Annotated in this window: 15 protein-coding genes; 6 read left to right on the top strand and 9 right to left on the bottom strand. The window is 64.9% G+C overall.

Annotated elements, in window-relative coordinates:
- Nucleotides 1–37: 37 nt before the first annotated feature.
- Both J2X57_RS12010 and J2X57_RS12005 read right to left on the bottom strand, forming a co-directional pair.
- On the bottom strand, nucleotides 38–3,100 hold the full coding sequence (locus tag J2X57_RS12010) for a TonB-dependent receptor (RefSeq protein ID WP_308847426.1): 3,063 nt from the start codon (nucleotides 3,098–3,100) through the stop codon (nucleotides 38–40).
- 357 nt (nucleotides 3,101–3,457) lie between these two features.
- Nucleotides 3,458–3,940 (bottom strand): hypothetical protein, encoded by a 483-nt coding sequence (locus J2X57_RS12005; protein ID WP_309867328.1) that lies wholly within the window; start codon nucleotides 3,938–3,940, stop codon nucleotides 3,458–3,460.
- 168 nt (nucleotides 3,941–4,108) lie between these two features.
- Here J2X57_RS12005 and J2X57_RS12000 point away from each other — a divergent pair, with 168 nt between their 5' ends.
- Genes J2X57_RS12000 through J2X57_RS11990 form a run of 3 tightly spaced genes read left to right on the top strand, consistent with a single transcriptional unit; the run spans nucleotide 4,109 to nucleotide 6,336 of the window.
- Nucleotides 4,109–4,942 (top strand): endonuclease/exonuclease/phosphatase family protein, encoded by an 834-nt coding sequence (locus tag J2X57_RS12000; protein WP_043695364.1) that lies wholly within the window; start codon nucleotides 4,109–4,111, stop codon nucleotides 4,940–4,942.
- Between the two features lie 49 nt (nucleotides 4,943–4,991).
- On the top strand, nucleotides 4,992–5,453 hold the full coding sequence (locus J2X57_RS11995) for an Rrf2 family transcriptional regulator (RefSeq protein WP_309867324.1): 462 nt from the start codon (nucleotides 4,992–4,994) through the stop codon (nucleotides 5,451–5,453).
- The gene (locus tag J2X57_RS11990; RefSeq protein ID WP_309867321.1) at nucleotides 5,443–6,336 is read left to right on the top strand and encodes an NAD(P)/FAD-dependent oxidoreductase; all 894 of its coding nucleotides are present in this window, start codon (nucleotides 5,443–5,445) and stop codon (nucleotides 6,334–6,336) included. The genes J2X57_RS11995 and J2X57_RS11990 overlap by 11 nt, the downstream gene beginning before the upstream one ends.
- On the opposite strand, the gene J2X57_RS11985 is transcribed toward J2X57_RS11990, so the two are convergent.
- Nucleotides 6,322–7,575 carry an acyltransferase gene (locus J2X57_RS11985; protein ID WP_309867318.1) on the bottom strand — a complete coding sequence of 418 codons (1,254 nt, stop codon included), beginning with the start codon at nucleotides 7,573–7,575 and terminating at the stop codon, nucleotides 6,322–6,324. The genes J2X57_RS11990 and J2X57_RS11985 overlap by 15 nt on opposite strands.
- 166 nt (nucleotides 7,576–7,741) lie before the next feature.
- Between J2X57_RS11985 and J2X57_RS11980 the strand changes: the two genes are divergently transcribed.
- On the top strand, nucleotides 7,742–8,782 hold the full coding sequence (locus tag J2X57_RS11980; protein ID WP_309867315.1) for a proline iminopeptidase-family hydrolase: 1,041 nt from the start codon (nucleotides 7,742–7,744) through the stop codon (nucleotides 8,780–8,782).
- 99 nt (nucleotides 8,783–8,881) lie between these two features.
- Nucleotides 8,882–11,122, top strand: a complete 2,241-nt coding sequence (gene parC, locus J2X57_RS11975) for a DNA topoisomerase IV subunit A (RefSeq protein ID WP_036111094.1) — start codon at nucleotides 8,882–8,884, stop codon at nucleotides 11,120–11,122.
- 82 nt (nucleotides 11,123–11,204) lie between these two features.
- Here the strand turns inward: parC and J2X57_RS11970 are convergent, their stop codons facing one another.
- Nucleotides 11,205–11,693 (bottom strand): 8-oxo-dGTP diphosphatase, encoded by a 489-nt coding sequence (locus J2X57_RS11970; protein ID WP_079522510.1) that lies wholly within the window; start codon nucleotides 11,691–11,693, stop codon nucleotides 11,205–11,207.
- A 104-nt stretch (nucleotides 11,694–11,797) separates the two neighbouring features.
- Here J2X57_RS11970 and J2X57_RS11965 point away from each other — a divergent pair, with 104 nt between their 5' ends.
- A complete protein-coding gene (locus J2X57_RS11965; protein ID WP_309867309.1) occupies nucleotides 11,798–12,610 on the top strand; it encodes a phosphodiester glycosidase family protein in 813 nt (270 codons plus the stop codon).
- 2 nt (nucleotides 12,611–12,612) lie between these two features.
- Here J2X57_RS11965 and J2X57_RS11960 read toward each other — a convergent pair whose 3' ends face one another.
- The 5 genes from J2X57_RS11960 to glnD all read right to left on the bottom strand — a co-directional run bounded on the left by J2X57_RS11960 (nucleotide 12,613) and on the right by glnD (nucleotide 19,112).
- Nucleotides 12,613–14,139, bottom strand: coding sequence for a hypothetical protein (locus J2X57_RS11960; RefSeq protein WP_309867305.1), 1,527 nt, complete (start codon nucleotides 14,137–14,139; stop codon nucleotides 12,613–12,615).
- 100 nt (nucleotides 14,140–14,239) lie between these two features.
- Nucleotides 14,240–15,370: a succinyl-diaminopimelate desuccinylase gene (gene dapE / locus J2X57_RS11955; RefSeq protein ID WP_309867302.1), complete on the bottom strand. Its 1,131-nt coding sequence runs from the start codon at nucleotides 15,368–15,370 to the stop codon at nucleotides 14,240–14,242.
- Nucleotides 15,371–15,724, bottom strand: a complete 354-nt coding sequence (locus J2X57_RS11950) for a Spx/MgsR family RNA polymerase-binding regulatory protein (RefSeq protein WP_043695386.1) — start codon at nucleotides 15,722–15,724, stop codon at nucleotides 15,371–15,373.
- 3 nt (nucleotides 15,725–15,727) lie between these two features.
- Nucleotides 15,728–16,555: a 2,3,4,5-tetrahydropyridine-2,6-dicarboxylate N-succinyltransferase gene (dapD, locus tag J2X57_RS11945; protein WP_079522578.1), complete on the bottom strand. Its 828-nt coding sequence runs from the start codon at nucleotides 16,553–16,555 to the stop codon at nucleotides 15,728–15,730.
- Complete coding sequence (glnD, locus tag J2X57_RS11940; RefSeq protein WP_309867531.1) at nucleotides 16,542–19,112, bottom strand: [protein-PII] uridylyltransferase; 2,571 nt, start codon at nucleotides 19,110–19,112, stop codon at nucleotides 16,542–16,544. Before glnD ends, dapD begins: the two co-directional genes overlap by 14 nt.
- Nucleotides 19,113–19,132 lie beyond the last annotated feature (20 nt).

The raw sequence follows: 19,132 nt of genomic DNA, 5'->3' as shown, positions 1-19,132 counted from the left end.
CGTTTGTCTGGTTACGCGATCACTGAAGTGGCGCTGATCAGAAGTCGTATGTCGCCGTGAGGCGGGCATAGCGCGGCGTCTGGTAGTACTGGCCCAGGTCGTAGTTGTTGTTGACCGTGGTCGGTGCCGACTCGTACGTCGAGAAGCTGTTCAGCGGCTTGCGTTCGTTGGTCACGTTGAACACGCTCAGGCCGAAAGCCATCTTGCCGTCGAAGTAGCCCGGACGATAGGTAACGGCCAGATCGACCTGGCGGTACCACGGGTTGCGCTTCTCGCCGGGATGCGACGGCTGACCGTTGCAGTTGTGATAAGCCGAGCCGTAGCCGATCGGATCCGGATCTTCCTCACCGTCTTCATAACCAAGGCACGACTTCGGCGCACCGGAAGCGAGACGAAGGTTGCCCGAGACCAGCCATTCCGGCGTCAGCTGATACGCGCCGTAAGCCTTGATCTGATGGGTACGGTCATTCGACAGCAGACCATTGGCGTAACGCATCAGCTCAGCCGAATCCCAGTCTTCCGTCTTCGAGATATCGGTCTGGCCGATGTCGGACTTGGTCTGGCCTTCGGTGTTGCCATAGCTGCGCGAGAACGTGTAGTCCAGGCGCCCCTGCCACTTACCGTCGAACGGGTGCTCGAGGTACATGTCGAGCGCGTAGTAGGCACGCTTGGCGCCGGTGGAGAAGCCCCAGTCGTCCTTGCTCATCTTGACTTCGGTGCGACCTGAACCGTCGACGTTGGCGAGGCTGAAGGTGTTGGATGAGCCCGGGTTGAAGATCACGCAGCCAGGAATGACCACGGAGTTGGGATCGCCACCCTGCGCGGTGATCTTGTCTGCCAGCAGGCCGGTGTCGCAGACGTCGTCGATGGCGGTACGCAGCCTGCGCAACGTCACCTTGGCACCGGTGACCCAGCCGTCACCCAGGGTCTTGTCGAAGCCGATGATGCCTTCGTCCTGATACTGTGATTTCAGGTCACGCGCGCTGACCGCGATCGGGTCGACCGCCTGCCCGTACTCGCCGTCCGACGACACGGCGCCCGGCGAGATCTCGGTCAGACCCGTGGGACGACCGAGCTGATCGATGCCGGTGTAGGTGTAGTAGATGTCGGTATAGGTCGAGGGCGAGGCACCGCGCACGGCCACGTTGTTCGGCAGCGCGAGGTAGTAGCGGCCGAAGTTGGCGTACAGCTTCAGCGACGAGTCGCCGTAGACGTCCCAGCTGGCGCCCAGACGCGGTGCCCACTGCGCCGCATTGTTGACGTACGGACGGTTCTTGTCGTTGAAGTTCTTGAAGCGGTCGTTGCGTACGCCGAGGCTCAGCAGCCAGCGGTCGGTCACCTGCCAGCGGTCTTCCAGATACTGGGCCCTCTGGTCCACGGACATGCTGGTGACGGTGCTGAACACGCGCTGGGTGACGTAGTAACCGTCACCACCCGGAGCGCCGACGCCGAGCGACGTGCTGATCGGGATGTTCTCGTTGCCCGCCGCCACCTTGCGATAGCGCAGGTAGTAACCCGGACCGCTGGTAGACGAGCCTTCGTTGCTCGCGTCGTAGCTCATGTTGTCGATACCGCCGGCGAGGTGGTGATCGCCGACCTGCCACTCGAGGTCGAGGCGAAGGCCATGCGTCTTGCTGCCGGCGTTCGGATCCTGCGCGGTCGACGACGAGTTGAGGTTGGTGATCGGCGTGCCGCCGTTCAGAGCCGGGTTCTGCAGGTACGGGCTGTCGATATACGGCTGCTGTGCAAGGCCCGGTGTCGGGTTCTGCAGATAGTCGTCGGTCCAGCCCTTGCCGTAGGTCGCGGTCAGGGTGATGTCGTCGGTGATGTAGCTGGTGTACTTGGCGATGGCGTACTTCGTGGTGATCTTGCTGGTGTCGGCATCCGAACCGAGCGGGCCACCCACGGTGCGCGTGTCGTAGTCGTAGCCGTAATACTTGCCGCGCTGCTCGTCGGTGGAATGGATACCCGTCAACTCGAGGATGTTCGAGTCGTTGATGTTCCAGTCGAGCTTGGCGTAGTACTTCGGCAGGTTGTACGTGTAGTGGTTGTTGGCCACCGGGTTGGCTTCGACCGACGCCGTGCTGGTGCCTTCGGACTTCTCGGCTTCCGCGGCGACGAAGAAGAACAGCTTGTCCTTGATCAGCGGACCACCGACGTACGCGCTGTACGTGGTCGTCCACTTGGTGTTGTCCTGACGATTGCGGTAGATCGAGCCCGGAAGGGTGTCGTCGGCGTAGCCGTATCCGGCCGGGAGGGCCTTGTTCGAGTAATAGATGCTGCCCGGCGTCGACGAGGCGAACTTCGGCTCCCACAGCACCTGTGCGCCGAAGTGCCAGTCGTTGGTACCGCGCTTGCCGACCTGGCTGATGACGCCGCCATCCGAGCGACCGTACTTGGCGCTGTAACCGCCCGTATAGACTTCCTGCTGATCGATCGCGCCGTACGGCAGACCGACGCCGCCAAGGTTGCGGTACGGGTCGGACGAGTTGTAGCCGTTGATGTAGTAGGCGTTCTCGGAGGCACCGGAGCCGCCGAACGACACGGTGCGGTAGCGACCGTTACCCAGGTTGCTCGAGCCCGGGACGGCACCCGGCGCCAGCAGGGCGATCGCCTCGGCATTGCGTCCCAGCGGAAGACGCGCCAGCGTCTGCGCGGTGACGACGGTGCGCGAATCGACCGCGGTGGTGTCGATGGGCGGCAGGCTGTTGGCCGTCACCGTCACCGAGTCCAGTGCCTGAGCGCTGGCTGCGGTGGCCGGGGCCTGGAACGACACATCGGTGGCGCCACCGACCTTCAGCGCAACATCTTTGCGCGAATCGACGACGGCGCCATCGCGCTTGAGGCTGACGGTGTACGACCCGAGGGGAAGGTTGCCGATGCGATACCGGCCCTGTGCGTCGACCGGCACTTCGCGTGTAAAACCCGTGCTGCCGGTGACCGATACGGTTTCGCCTGCGGCCGCGGGTACCTGACCGAAGATGTCACCGGTCGTGGACTGTGCAAACGCCGGTGCGGTCGCACCCACGCCAAGGGCGAGCGCTAGCGCCAGCGCGGACGGCCGAAGGCCTCCGCGACGGCGGATGATCTGGTGCTGCATTGGTGTCTCCCCGAAAAAACGACCCTTAGCAAGGGCCATTAAAAAGTTGCGCTTCGCGCGAACCCGCAAATAAAGAAACCTGGTACGTCCCGCCAGTCGCGCATGCTCCCCCGAGCCGACGCGACTTCAAGCTTTCCCATCGCGAGTCCGTGCGACGCGTTCACCTCGCCGCCGATGAGATGACGGTGTTTCATACATGAGGCACGTATGAACTTAGGGACTGGCAGCAGCCCTGTCAAACAAAAATTTGAGATTTTTCGTAAGAAATATTCCTAGACAGGTATTTCTCCGAAAGCGGGACCCGGTCAAGGACTTGGCAAGCGAAACCTGCCTCCCCGCCTCTGGTCCCCACCTGTCTCAGATGTTGACGTCAGCGCCCTGCTCGCTGGCACAGCGCTTCAGGCTGTCTTCGAGCGCGCGCCTCTCGTCGATCCGCGCCTCCGGTACGGTCTCCTTCGCCAGCACGCGCCGCAGGTACAGTACGCGCGTGTCGACCGACGCCCGGAGTGCATCACGGGCGTCGTGGCCGCACGGAGTACGCGCCTTCCACGACGCAAGCTGGTCGATACGCGGCTTCAGCGCCTCGAGGCGAGCGGGCTGTGCGTCGACGGGGGCGTGTGCGAGGTCGTCGACGCGCGCGGTCCAGTCCGCGGCCATGCCGCGAAGATCGCTGACATCGGCGCTGAGGGCGGCCGCATCGGATTTGCGGGCCCGGTGCGATTCACTGATCGCCAGGATCGCTGTCGTCGCCGACGCCACAAACGCCACCAGAATGACGATGAGTGCCGTGCGGCGCCCGTTCGCCTTCGAAGGCTCCGTCTGGGGATCGAGCTCGGTCATGTCGGTTTCCGGATGGCTGTCGATGGCAACGCCGTAGTTTGCCCCATTGCCGGCACCGCTGCGTCACGACGCAATGTCGCGCCTCGACCCTGTGACCCGGTCACGGCAATGACGTGTTTACGTGGCTATAGTCGGGTGCTCATTCCGAACCGAAGGACCCCGCCCGCCATGCCTCGTTTCCGTCAACTCGCGCTGATTGCCGGCCTCGCTGCCATCCTTGCCACACCCGCCATGGCGGAAGACCTCAAGGTCATGTCCTTCAACGTGCGCACCATGACCGGCAACGATGGCCTCAATGGATGGACGCATCGCCGCGACCTCTTCGCCGACACCATCCGTCAGCTGCATCCCGACGTGATCGGCACCCAGGAGCTGTATAAGGCGCAAGGCGACGACACGATCGAACGCCTGCCGGAGTACACGTGGTTCGGCCGCGATCGCTATGGCGATCATCGCGACGAGCACATGGGCATCTTCTATCGCAAGGATCGCCTGAAGATCGTCGAATCGGGCGACTTCTGGCTTTCCGACACTCCGGACAAAGTGGCCAGCATCACGTGGGGCAATATCTTCCCGCGCATGGTCAACTGGGCGCTTTTCGAGCGGACCTCCGATCACAAGCGGTTCTATCTGCTCGACACGCACTTCCCTTACCGCGATCAGGATGAAGATGCGCGTTCGCGCAGCGCGCATGAGATCGCCGCGTGGATCGCGAAGCTCCCGGCGAATGTTCCCATCATTCTCACCGGCGACTTCAACACGGGCCCGGACAGCGAAACGCATAAGGCGTTGACCGCCACGTTCAAGGACGCATGGATCGCGGCGCCGAAGCACGAGGGTCCGGCCGAGACCTTCCACGACTTCACCGGCAAGGCGACCAAGCGGATCGACTGGATCCTTTATCGCGGTGTCGAGGCGAACTCGGTACGGACGATTACGGTGTCGAAGGACGGCCGTTATCCCTCGGATCACTTCCCTGTGCAGGCCGACTTCACCCTCTGACTTAGGCACGACTTGACGTCGTTTCGTTTCATGTAATAGTTTTTGTTACATGAAACGAAACGAGCGCCTTTCCGTCGCCCTGCACGTCCTGCTGCACATGGTCGAGCGCGACGGCGAGCCCATGACGTCCGCCGAAATGGCGGCGTGTGTGGATACCAACCCCGTCGTCATCCGGCGAAGCTTCGCCGGCCTGCGTGAAGCCGGTATCGTCCAGTCGGACAAAGGCCACGGTGGCGGCTGGCGGCTGGCGCGAGCACCGCGCGAGGTCTCGCTCATGGACGTACAGCAGGCACTCGGCGGCCACATCGTAGCCGTCGCCCCCCGCGAGGAATCGCCCGGCTGCCTGGTCGAACGCGCGGTAGTCGACGCGGTCGACGATGCGTTGCTCGAAGCAGAGCGCGTCGTTGAAGCCCGTCTGGCGAAGATCACCCTGGCCGACCTGGCAAAAGATGTCCGGCGAATCGCCAAAGCCACCGGCCACTCATTCGGAGCCAACCACCATGTCGTATGACGCGATCGTTATAGGTGGCAGCTTTGCGGGGCAAGCCGCTGCCATCCAGCTCGCACGCGCACGCCGTCGGGTACTTGTCATTGACGCGGCAAAGCCAAGAAACCGTTTTGCAAAGGCCGCGCACGGTATCGTCGGCCACGATGGCAAGCCACCGCGCGCCATCGTTCAGGAGGCGACGCGCCAGCTCCTGACCTACCCTACGGCCGGTTTCGTCGACGGCGAAGCCGTGAGTGCCAGGCGCATCGGTGACATCTTCGAGATCGCGCTTGCCGATGGGACCTGCGAAACGGCTAAGCGGCTGATCCTCGCCACCGGCGTCATCGATGAACTGCCTCCGCTGAGGGGCTTGTGGGAACGCTGGGGTAGCACGGTGATTCATTGCCCTTATTGCCACGGCTATGAGGTAAGCGACCGCCTGCTCGGCTCATTGGCAACGTCGCCGCTGTCCGCTCATCAAGCCGCCATGCTGCCCGACTGGGGCCCCACCACGTACTTCACCCAGGGCGAGTTCGAGCCCGACGAAGATCAGCTCACTCGCCTGCAGGCGCGAGGTGTCACGATCGAGCGCAGCCCCGTCGTCGCCCTGCACGGGGACGCGCCGGGCCTGACCGCGGTGGATCTGGCAGACGGAAGACGGCTGCCGATCGGGGCGTTGTTCGTCGCACCGCGCGTGCGGCCGTCGAGCCCGATGTTCGAGCAACTGGGCTGCGCGACGGAGGAAGGCCCGCTCGGACCTTACGTGCGCGTCGACGAGTGGAAGCAGACGTCGGTCCCGGGCGTCTATTCCGCTGGCGACGTATCGACCGCCATGCACAACGCCAGCTTTGCGGTCGCCTCCGGTGTCACCGCGGGCGTCGGCGCGCACCAGTCACTGATGGCCTGAGCGACGCGACACGTCTTTTTCAATCACGCGACGACGGTGGTAGCGAACGCGTCGGCGGAAACCGTCGACACTTCGAAGCGCCACCGTCTTCGCGGACGAGCGCGGTGCCCGAAAGACGCGGCCTGCCAGCTGGATGCCCCAGCGGTCGAACGTGCGATCGAACACCATCGCCGCGGCGATGACGACCGCGAAGGTCGCCGGGACGGTGAGCATCGCCGCGGTGACCGGATCGAGGGCCAGCCGCCCTGCCATGACGGTGAAAAACCAGGCCGAGAAGCTCAGCAGAATCGGCAGGTGGACAAGGTAGAACGCATAAGAGATGCGCCCCATGAACTGCGCGGGCCGACTCTGCAAGACACGGTCGAAGCTGCCGCACCGGACGACGTATAGCAACAGAATCCCGCCGACGACGTTGAAGAATGCTTTGCGCTCGTTGTCCGCAAGCGGCAGCACGTGCGTCCAGTCGTACCAGGGCGAGACGTCGAAGCCACCGCAGATAATCGCTCCGACGACGGCCAGGGCCAGCAGCGGTTTCGACGACGTGAGGCGTGCCTCGCCAACATGGCTGCCGGCAAGGAACGCCGTGTAGTACGGCCAGTCATGGGGAAAGAACCACGCGAGCAACGCCACCGCGAACGCGAAGTTGAGCGGCGCCGCACGCCCCGGCAGCGTCAATGAGCGATAGGCGAAGACGAACATCGAGCCGAGCAGCTCGATCTTCATCGTCCAGAGGGTTGGATTGAAACGCGACCATCCACCGAGAATCGTGCCGTACGTACCATCGCGCAGCGCCTCGATGAAGTCCGGCGGCTTCTTCCAGAAATCGGCCAGCCAGGTCGAACCGGACAGGTGACCCGCCTCAACCGCGTGACTCCACCCCATCGCCATGACGAACCAGGCGAACATCACCGACCCGAAGATCGGTACGCCGAGGCGCAGGTAGCGACGCGACGCGCGCAACCGGAACGAGCCCGTATCGCCGGTCTCGATGAACGACTTGGTCAGCACATACCCGCTGAGCACGAAGAAGATGCATACCGCGAACTGGCCGTTCCAAAGCACCGAAAGCGGCTGGAAGGCGATCACATGATCGACCACGCCACGCATGGCGTCCGGCGTGGTGGTATCCGGGTAGATCCAGGCGAAGCCGCCCGGCAGGAAAGCCAGGAAGAGATGGCACAAGAGCACGTTCACCGCGGCGAGACCGCGCAGGCCGTCGGCTGAAATGTCTTTACGCATCGACCTTCCCGCTGCAAAAAGGTCATGGAAACAAGCCCCGGTTGGCCGTACGGTGAACGCAGGTTCTTCCGTTCGGGCTGGCTTTGGGAAGATGACGGTCGCGTGAGGACTTGCGGAGCAGGCCGACGCCCGGCAAGAATCGGCCATCGATGCCGGGGGATACACCATGCGCCGCCTGATAGCCGCCGTGACTTTCACGTTTGCCGCGCTCTGTGCCTTTGCCGACTCGTCGGCCTCACAGACCCCGCCAGCTTCGTATTTCGACAACACCGGACGCGACGACGTGCTCTCGGGCGGTCAGAAGTCGATCGTTATCGACACGCCCAAAGGCAAATTCAAGGTCTGGACCAAGCGCGTCGGCAACAACCCGACGATCAAGGTTCTGCTCCTGCACGGCGGGCCGGGCGCCACGCACGAGTATTTCGAGGCGTTCGACAGCTACTTCCCCGGCGCCGGCATCGAGTATTACTACTACGACCAGCTGGGTTCGGCCTTCAGCGACAAACCCACCGATGAATCACTGTGGGAAATTCCCCGTTTCGTCGACGAAGTGGAGCAGGTCCGCCGGGCGCTTCACCTGGACAAGGACAACTTCTACCTCCTCGGCCATTCCTGGGGCGGCGTGCTTGCGATCGAGTACGCGCTGAAGTACCCGCAGCACCTCAAGGGCCTGATCATCTCCAACATGGTCGACAGCATCCCCGCGTACAACGAGTACGCGAACAAGGTGCTCATGCCCGCCATGGACCAGAAGAAGCTCGCCCAGGTCAAGCGCATGGAGGCGGAGAAGAAGACCGCCGACCCCGCCTACATGGCACTGCTGATGCCGATGCACTATGAGCAGCACGTGCTGCGCATGCCGGCCGACCAGTGGCCCGAGCCCGTGGAGCGCGCGTTCGGCCACATCAACGAGCAGATCTACGTGTCGATGCAGGGCCCCAGCGAACTCGGTGCCAGTGGCAAGCTGCTGCACTGGGACCGCAGCAAGGACCTGAAGAACATCAGGGTGCCCACGCTGGTCATCGGCGCCCGTTACGACACGATGGACCCCAGGTACATGGAAGCCATGGCGAAGAAGATGCCGGACGCGCGCTTCCTCCTCTGCCCCAGGGGTGCGCATATGGCGATGTACGACGACCAGACCACGTACTTCACGGGGCTGATCGGATTCCTGAAGGACGTGGACGCGGGTAAACCCCTTCGCTGAGGACCTCGTCCTTCCGCAGTCTTCGCTCCTGAGACGGCTTTCTGGCAACATCACCCGGTTAACGACGCGCTGATGCGCGCCAGCCGGACAGCCAAACCCATGAATCTGCAAGCCAATTACGAACAGATCCCGCTCAAGGACTACGCCGAGCGGGCCTATCTCGACTATTCCATGTATGTGGTGCTGGATCGCGCCCTGCCCTTCGTGGGCGACGGCCTGAAGCCGGTCCAGCGCCGCATCATCTACGCCATGAGCGAACTGGCGCTGGGCGCCACCGCCAAGCCGAAGAAGTCGGCCCGGACCATCGGCGACGTCATCGGCAAGTTCCATCCCCATGGCGACTCGGCGTGCTACGAGGCGATGGTCCTCATGGCCCAGCCGTTCTCGTATCGCTACCCGCTGGTCGACGGCCACGGCAACTTCGGCTCGCCGGACGATCCGAAGAGCTTCGCCGCCATGCGGTACACGGAGTCGCGCCTGACGCCTATCGCCGAGGTCCTGCTCTCCGAGCTGGGCCACGGCACAGTCGACTGGGTACCGAACTTCGACGGCACCATGAACGAGCCCTCGTGGCTCCCGGCTCGCGTCCCGCACGTGCTGCTCAACGGCTCCATGGGCATCGCGGTCGGCATGGCCACCGACATCCCTCCGCACAACCTGCGCGAGGTAGCCAGCGCCTGTATCCGCCTGCTCGACGACCCCGACGCGACGATTGCCGACCTCTGCGAGCACGTACAGGGGCCGGACTACCCGACCGACGCCGAGATCATTACGCCACGCCGTGAACTCGCCGCCATGTACCAGAACGGTACCGGCTCGGTGCGCGCGCGTGCCGTCTACGTGCGTGACGAGGGCAACATCGTCATCACGGCGCTGCCGCACCAGGTGTCGCCTTCCAAGATCCTCGAGCAGATCGCCGCGCAGATGCGCGCGAAGAAACTGCCGATGATCGAAGACCTGCGCGACGAGTCCGATCACGAGAACCCGATCCGCCTCGTCCTCGTGCCGCGCTCCAGCCGTGTCGACGTCGAAGAAATGATGCAGCACCTCTTCGCCACGACGGATCTGGAGAAGAGCTTCCGCGTCAACATGAACATGATCGGCCTCGACGGCCGGCCGCAGGTGAAGGATCTGAAAATGATCCTGAGCGAGTGGCTGCGTTTCCGTACCGATACGGTCACGCGCCGGCTCACTCATCGTCTGGGCCGCGTCGAGCGTCGCCTTCACCTGCTCGAAGCGCTGCGCATCGCTTATCTCAACATCGACGAAGTCATCCGCATCGTCCGTACGGAGGACGAGCCGAAGCCGGTGCTCATGGAGCGCTTCCGTCTCGATGACGAACAGGCCGACTACATCCTCGAAACCAAGCTGCGCCAGCTGGCCCGCCTGGAAGAATTCAAACTCAACGAGGAGCGCGACAAGCTCGAAGAAGAGCGCGCGCGCATCAACGTGCTGCTGAAGTCGCCGGCCAAGCTGAAGAGCCTGATCAAGGAAGAACTGCGCGGCGACGCCGAGAAGTTCGGCGATGAGCGCCGCTCGCCCCTGATCGAGCGCAGCGTGGCCCAGGCCCTGGACGAGAGCGCGCTGGTCGCCTCCGAGCCGGTCACCGTCGTCCTGTCGCAGAAGGGCTGGGTACGTGCCGGCAAGGGCCACGAGATCGATGGCGAAGCGTTGTCCTACCGCGACGGCGACAGTCTGCTGGCGATCTCGCGTGCGCGCACCACGCAGCAGGTCGCCTTCATCGACTCGACCGGTCGCGCTTACGCCACGGCGGCACATACGCTGCCTTCCGCACGCGGAAACGGCGAGCCGCTGACCGGCCGTTTCAGTCCACCTGCCGGCGCCCGCTTCGACGCGGTGGTCACCGCCGACAACGACACCCGCATCGTCCTTGCCACGGACTTCGGCTACGGCTTCGTGACGCGTTTCGAGGCGCTCACGGGTCGCCAGAAGGCGGGCAAGCAGATCATCAGCCTGAGCGATGGCGCGCGCGTGCTCGCCCCGGCGATCACCGCGGACCCGTCGCGCGACCGTATCGTGGTCGTCACCGGCGAAGGCCACCTGCTCATGTTCTCGGTGGCCGAGCTGCCGGAACTGGACAAGGGCAAGGGCAACAAGCTGATCGAGATTCCGAAGGCAAAGCTGGCCTCGGGCGAGGAACGCGTCGTTGGCGTGGCCGTCGTCACCGAAGGCAAGGGCGAGGTCACGCTGTATGCGGGACAACGCAAGCTGACGCTGAAGTGGGCCGATCTGGTCGAGTACGGCGGCAGCCGTGCCACTCGCGGCGGCGTGCTGCCGCGCGGGTTGCGTCGCGTGGAGCGGATCGAAACCACCGGTTGATCGGTTGGTTTCGTGAACCCGGCGGGCCGCGGTCGAATGCGGCCCTGCCGGGGCCATCGGCGTCAGGGCCGGCGATACGGCTCTACAGCCGGGTGACGCTCCAGGACACCATCCGCCCGTCCTTGTACGGCATCACCCCGTGAAACGGCCGCGGGTCGTCATCGAAGACCAGTGGCAGGAAGTGACGGTCGCCTTCCCACATCGGCAGGGCGTCCAGCCCATCCACCGGCACCCACTCGAGCGCACCCTCGGGGTTGGACTCCATCGGCGTGCCGCTGTAACGGTCGATGATGAAGATGAAACCCAGCCAGTCCTCACCATGCTTGCCGAAGCCCGGCCAGTTCAGCGTGCCGCGCAGACGCATTTCCAGGCACTCGATGCCCGCCTCCTCGAGGATTTCGCGGCGCATGCAGGCGGCGATATCTTCGCCGGGTTCCATCTTTCCGCCGAGGCCGTTGTACTTGCCCAGGTGGTGATCGTCCTTGCGGGCATTGCGATGGATCATGAGCACACGCTGGCCGTCTGGCGAGAGCACGTAGCCGAGCGTGGCGACGATGGGCGTATAGGGCATGGCGATGACGCTACCGGGGAAAAACCCGGGAGTTTACGCCCTCCGGACGCGAAGACGCCGTCTGGCCCCTTGCGCCGCCCGTCCGACCCGGCGACCATCGGCGCATGCCCCACCCGTCTCTTCCCCGCGTGACCCCCGCTTTCCTCCTCCGCGCCATGGTCGCCGCCGCCGTCACCGCGTCAGCCATGGGCTGTGCGCCGGCCGCCGATGCCGTCGACAGCCGCGAGGTGGTGTTCGACAGCCAGTCGTACTTCGCCGTCACCGTCGACACCCGGCAGGAAGATATCGAACTGCACTGGCGCAACCCCGACACCGCCCAGCCCTTCGGCAGCATCGAGGCACTGAAGACCTGGACCACGAGCAAGGGCCGGCCGCTGTCGTTCGCGACCAACGCGGGCATCTACGATCGCGACTACAAGCCGCTGGGCCTCTACGTCGAAGACGGCAAGGCGCTAATCCCGCTCAACCTCGCGCATGGCAATCCGCGCTCCGGCAACTTTTCGCTGCTGCCCAACGGTGTCTTCGCCGTCTATGACGACGGCAGTGTCGAGGTGCGCACGACGGAAGCCTTCAAGGCCGCCGCGCGCAAACCGCGCTGGGCGACGCAGTCGGGACCGATGCTGGTGATCGACGGCGAGGTCAACACGCAGTTCGACAACGGATCGGACAGCATGAAGTGGCGTAGCGGCGTCTGCGCGAAGTCATCGCATGAGGCCGTCTTCGTCGTCAGCCGGGCGCCCGTGAACTTCCACAGTTTCGCCCGGCTGTTCCGCGACGAACTGGGCTGCCGGGACGCGCTGTTTCTCGATGGAACCATCTCGCAGGCGTTCACCCCGGATGACGGCTACGCCGGCGCGCCCGCCTTCATGACCAAGCCCTACGCGGGCATGGTCGCGGTGTTCCCCAAGGGCCGATAACCCTAGCGATAAGGCAGACTGACGGTCATGCCGTCCGACCACCCGACACGCGCCTTCGCACGGTAGGTCGGGTCGTACGACAGCTGATACGAGGTGCAGGCCGGCCCATTGGCGCAGGTGTTCAGTCCGGCCTCGTACACCACGTGGTACGGGAGCTGGCGCCCTTCGTTGCCGGTCAGCGGAATGTCCCAGACGATTTCGTGCCGGGGATTGAGCGTCGAGGCCAGAGCGGTGACGTCGGCCAGGCTTCCATGGTATCGGCGCGCCAGTATCCACTGGAACAGCGCCGGTACGTCGGGCGTCCACCACGTGCTGCGATAGGACTCGTTGACGGCGCTGCTCCGCACGCGTACGAGAGGCAGGTCGATGCCCGCCGACGTGGCTTCGGTCCGCATCAGGTTGAAACCGAAGGTCATGGAGATGCCCTGCTTGCCCTCCGAATCCATCGAGCGCGAGAATTTGACCTCGCCGCCGAATGCCCAGCTTTCGCCGAAGGACACGTTGACGTTACCGCCCGACGAGTCCTGCGGATAAAGCTTGCGGAGTACCGGAGACACCGGGCAGTCGTCCGGCCGGAAGGCGCGTGGCGCGTCACACCGAAAGACATGGGTATCGCCGGTCGCCGGAAACGTCGAGTTCAGCGGCCATGCGGTGACGACATCGCGGTGTTCGATGCTGCCCCAGCCCGAATGGATCGCCACGTCCATCAGATAACGGAGTTCGTTCCGCGACGGGTCGAGGAAGGCGTGGAAACCGTCGCGCCGGGTGAACCCGGTTCCGGCGCCGTCGCCCAGCGTCTTGGCCCATAGCAGGTAGCTTGCCGTGCCGCCCTGCGTCTGATCCTCACGACGGATCAGGGCCCATTCGGTCGCCAGCGTCAGACGGGGCACATCGGACGAGGCGAACGGTTCGATGGTGAACTGCGGTGCCTCCGCACGGTGCAGCGACAACGTCCCGTACTGGCACCAGCGACGGACCTCGCGGCGGAAATCGTGACGCTCCTCCGAGCTGGGCAAGCGCCCGTCGAAAAGGACGCGCAGCATTTCGCGACTGAAGCTGCGGCACACCGATGAAGGCGATGTGGCGAGGACGCGGAAGTCGACGTGTCGTCCTTCGCGCGGGGCGGCAGCGAGCGGGGCGGCAGCGCGCGGGATTCGACGGGCGGCAGGCAGGGGATCGTCCCACGGCCAGCGCGAGAGTGCGGCCTTGCGCGCCGCATCGTCCTCACTGTTCAGACCGAAGATGCCCAGCCCCGTGGCGGCGTCGAGGAGGATCGTGTTCGTTTCCGGCCATACGCGGACGAACGATGGCCGCATGAGCGCGAGGACGTCCGGAGACCCGGCCAGCGCGATCCGACCGCCCTCGCCGACGAGCCTGTCCAGGTGACCTCGCACGACGTCCGGCGTATCGGTCGCCTCGACGGTCAGGATCGTCACGGATGGAACGCTGACCTCATCGACCGAGAGGGCGAATCCGGGGAGTGGCGCCAGGGCGCATAGCAGCGCGGATGCCACGAAGCAGTGCCTCATGCTGTTCTTCCTTGAACGATTGGGTGGCGAATGCTCGCACCCGAAAGGCGCACACGCTGCCCGCGACCGACACATCCGGGTGTCGGCGAGAGGCCTCAGCTTACGAAAGCATACGTGCGCAAATGGCCTCGTAGAGGTCCGGCAAACGCGCCAGGTCCGTCACCGACACGCACTCGTCGACCTTGTGGATCGTCGCGTTCACCGGGCCGAGCTCGATCACCTCCGCACCCATCGGCGCGACGAATCGGCCGTCGCTGGTACCGCCGCCCGTGCTCTGCTCGGGATCGATGCCGCACACATCGCGACAGACGCCGACGACGACCTCGCGCAAGCGCCCGCCCGGCGTGGCCAGAAACGGATGCCCCGAGAGCTGCCAGTCGATGGAGAAGTCGACGCCATGGGCGCGCAGGATCGTTTCCGCCCGCTCGCGCAGGCCGTCAGCGGTACTCGCCGTGGAAAAACGAAAGTTGACGAGGGCCACCAGCTCGCCGGGGATGACGTTGTTCGCCCCCGTACCCGCGTTGATGTTGGAGACCTGGAACGAGGTCGGCGGAAAGTCGGCGTTGCCTTCATCCCAGCGTTCCGCCGCCAGCGCGGCGAGTGCGGGTGCGAAAACGTGGATCGGATTGTTCGCCTTCTCGGGATAGGCCACGTGACCTTGCACGCCACGCACCGTAAGCGTCCCCGACAACGAACCCCGGCGACCGACGCGGATGAGATCGCCCAGGCGCTCTTTCGCCGAAGGCTCGCCCACGACGCACGCGTCGATCCGCTGTCCGGTTCTTCCGAAGTGCTGGACCACCTCACGGACGCCGTGCAAGGCTGCGCCTTCCTCGTCGCTGGTCAGCAGCAAGCCGACCGTGCCGGCGTGCGCGGGATGCGCCAACACGAAGCGCTCGAGCGCGACCACCATCGCCGCGACCGAGCCCTTCATGTCCGCGGCGCCACGACCGTAGAGAACGCCGTCGCGTTCCGTCGGCTCGAACGGCGGCGATGCCCATGCGCCTTCCGGACCGGTCGGCACGACGTCGGTGTGGCCGAGAAAGGCCAGCACCGGGCCGCCGTCGCCATGCGTCGCCCAGAGATTGTCGACATCGCCAAAACGCAGATGCTCGATACGAAAACCCACAGCCGCAAGACGCCCGGCGATCAGCGGCAGACAGCCGGCATCGTCCGGCGTGACCGAACGGCGGCGGATGAGGTCACAGGTCAGGTCGAGGACGGCGGACATTTATTTTCCGAAGCGTTTCTTGAAGGCATTGTCCGTGAAGCCGACGCTGACCTCGTCGCCGTCGACCACCACGGGACGCTTGATCAACGCCGGATATTCCTTGAGCAGCAGCGTCCACTCCGGGTCGCTGCGCGGATCCTTGCGCTGCGGCAACAACGTGCGCCACGTGGTCGACGCCTTGTTGATCAGCTTGTCCCAGCCACCGAGCTTCTCCGACCACGCTTTCAGCGTCGACGCAGGCACCGGGTTCGCCCGGTAGTCGACGAACTCGTGCTCCACCTCGAACCGGCTGAGCCAGTTGCGCGCTTTCTTGCACGTATCGCAGTTGGGCAAGCCGTAAACGATGATCGCCATGACTCAGTCGCCGCTGCGCAGGAGTTCGTTGATGCCGGTCTTCGAACGGGTCTTTTCATCGACCTGCTTGACGATGATCGCCGCATACAGGCTATGGCTCCCGTCCTTCGACGGCAGACTGCCGGAGACGACGACGCTGCCCGCCGGCACGCGGCCGTAGGAAATCTCACCGGTGGCGCGGTTGTAGATACGCGTCGACTGGCCGAGAAACACGCCCATGCCGATGACCGAGCCCTTCTCGACCACGACACCCTCGACGACTTCGGAGCGGGCACCGATGAAGCAGTTGTCTTCGATGATGGTCGGATTGGCCTGCAGTGGCTCGAGCACGCCACCGATGCCGACGCCGCCGGACAGATGTACACCCGCACCGATCTGCGCGCACGACCCGACCGTCGCCCACGTATCGACCATGGTGCCGGCACCGACGAAGGCGCCGATGTTGGTGTAGCTGGGCATGAGCACGACGTCTTTCGCGATGTGCGCGCCGCGACGGACCAGCGCACCGGGCACCACGCGCGCACCGAGCCGTCCGTATTCAGTGGCATCGCCATCGGTGAAACGCAACGGCACCTTGTCGAACGCGCTGGACGGACCGCCGTCGACGACGACGTTGCCGTTCATCCGGAAATACAGCAGCACGGCTTTTTTCAGCCACTGGTTGACCTTCCAGCCGCCGTTGCCGTCGGGCTCGGCGACGCGGTGCTCACCCGATTCGAGCAGATCGAGCACCTGGTTCACGGTGTCGCGGAGGCCACCCTCGATTTCGTTCTGGGTGAGGTCGGCGCGACGCTCGAAGGCGTCATCGATTACGGATTCAAGCGTCTGCATCTGCATTTACGACAGTCCTGGGGGTTTCGAAACCGATATGGCGAAGCAGGCAGGCGCGCAGGATCTCCCGGTGCTCGGAAGACAACGGCGCATTGCCGCGATCGGTAAGTTGGAAGAAATCTTCGACGCGCTCACCGAAGGTCGCGATCCGCGCATCATGCACGCGCACCTCGGCTTCGGCCAGCGCCTGCGCCACGGCGGCGAGCAGGCCGGGGCGATCGGTGCATACCAGCGCGAGCTGGGTGCGCTCGCCCGCATCGACGAACTCGATGCGTGGCGTCATCTGGAAATGGCGAAGGTGGCGGGAGATGCTCCGCTTGGGCGGTCCCTGACCGGCAGGTTGCTCAAGCGCGTGACGCAGGCGCGCGCGCAACTCTTCCGCGCGCTGCAGCGATGCCGGCGCCTGCGAGTCCGACTCCAGCAACAGGAAGGTATCCAGCGCCATGCCCGTGTTCGACACGAGCACGCGCGCCTCGACGACCGAGAAGCGGAGACGATCGAGGACCGCGGTGACGGTGGCGAACAGGCCGTCCCTGTCGCTGGTGTAGATGAACAGCTCGGTGCTGCCGCGGACGGAGAACGGATGCACCTCCACCAGCGGCGTGGCTCCGCGCGATCGCAGGATGGCCGAGGTCTGCCAGGCGATCTGCTCCGGGCGGTGTCGAAGGAAACTGCTATCCGGGAATTCGGACCAGATCCGCGCGACCTCGTCGGCGGCGACATGTTCGCCCACCAGAATGCCCAGCGCACGCTCGCGGCACTCACGCACGCGCATGCCCGAGTGCGACGGCGGTGTGAGATCGCTGCGCAAGGCAAAACGGGTCGCCGTGTACAGGTCGGCCAGCAGGCGATCCTTCCAGGCATTCCACAGTTTCGGGCTGGTGCCGATGATGTCGGCGATGGTCAGCAGGTAAAGATGATCGAGATGCTCCCAGTCGCCGACCGTTGCCGCGAATCGATGCACGACATCGGGATCGGTAATGTCCTGACGCTGCGCCGTCGTGCTCATCAGCAGGTGATGGCGCACCAGCCAGGCGACGAGATCGATGTCGTCGCCCGGAAGACCGAGGCGTGCGCAGAAGGCGCGGGCATCTTCCTCACCGAGAACGGAGTGATCGCCGCCGCGCCCCTTGGCGATGTCATGGAACAACGCCGCCAGCAACATGAGTTCGGGCTTGTCGATGTGCGGCCAGATCTCGCACGCGATCGGGAAGTCGCGGCGCGCCGCCGGATCCGCGAAGCGCGCGACGTTGCGCAGGACGCGCAGCGTGTGTTCGTCGACCGTGTACACGTGGAACAGGTCGTATTGCATGCGCCCGACCACCTTGCCGAACGCGGGAAGAATCGCCGCGAGCAGGCCATGGCGATTCATCCGCCATAGCGCCTCGACGGCCGGCGCCCCGCGCTTCAGCAGCGTGAGGAACGCTTCAAGCACCCTCGGATCATCGGCAAGCAGTTCTCCATGCGACGATACCGCGTGCTGGATACGCCGCATCGTTTCGGCGGTGAATCCCGTGATACCTGGCTCGTCGAGCCGCGCGATGAAAATCTCCACCAGAGCCGCCGGGCGGCGCACGAACAGCTCGGGATCGCGCACGGTGATGCGTGAACCGTAGCGCAGGTAGTCGGTCCCCACGCTCTCGGGCTCGCTCTGCGGATCCAGCATTTCTTCGAAACGTTCGACCAGCTGCGTGCCCGAGCGCTCGATCTGCGTGGCGGCGCGGTAATAGCCCTGCATGAACTGCTCGACGCCGAGGTTCTTCGCGTGCTCGTCCTCGAAGCCAAGCCGGGTAGCGAGCGCCCGCTGGTAATCGAACAGGAGGCGCTCTTCGGCACGCCCTGCTTCCAGATGCAGCGCATAGCGATAACGACGCAGGGTTTCCTCGGCACGGGTCAGCCGGGCAGCCTCCACGGGTTCCAGCAGACCCTCGGCGACCATGGCATCGAAGTCCGGGGCATCGGCCAGCCGACGGCCAAGCCAGCGTAACGAGTCGAGCGTGCGCAGACCACCCGGCCCATCCTTGAGGTTGGGCTCGAGATTCTGGGCGGTATCGTCGTAGCGAGCATGACGCGCGTCGCGCTCCGCCAGGCGCGCGGCCAGGTAGGCGCGCGGTGGCCACAGGGCGGGATCGTCGAGGATGCCGCGGAGCTCCTGGCCCAGGATCGGCCAGCCGGCCAGACGCTTTGCGTCGAGCAGGCTGGTGAAGACGCTGGCGTCCTGCGCGGCCAGTTCGCGGCATTGCGCGACCGTCCGCACGGCGTGGCCCGGCTTCAGGCCGATATCCCACAGGCAGCTGAAGAAGTTTTCCAGCGCGCGGTAGAGGGCCGGGGAGCTCTCGCCGACCAGGGCCAGAAGATCGACGTCCGAGGCGGGAAACAGCATGCCCCGACCGAACCCGCCCACCGCGAACAGCGCGGCGGCGGCGATATCGCCCAGGCAGGCGCCCCATGCGTGGACGACCACGCGCTCCACGATCTCGGCCCGGCGACGGGCCAGCGCGGAAGCATCCTCACCGTCGTTGAAGGCGACGGTGAGCGCACGATCGACGTCGCCCATCAACTGACGGAGGGCGCGCC

This window comes from Luteibacter sp. 1214, from assembly GCF_031455395.1.
Lineage (GTDB): Bacteria > Pseudomonadota > Gammaproteobacteria > Xanthomonadales > Rhodanobacteraceae > Luteibacter > Luteibacter mycovicinus.
This window is presented reverse-complemented; position numbering and strand designations above follow the sequence as displayed.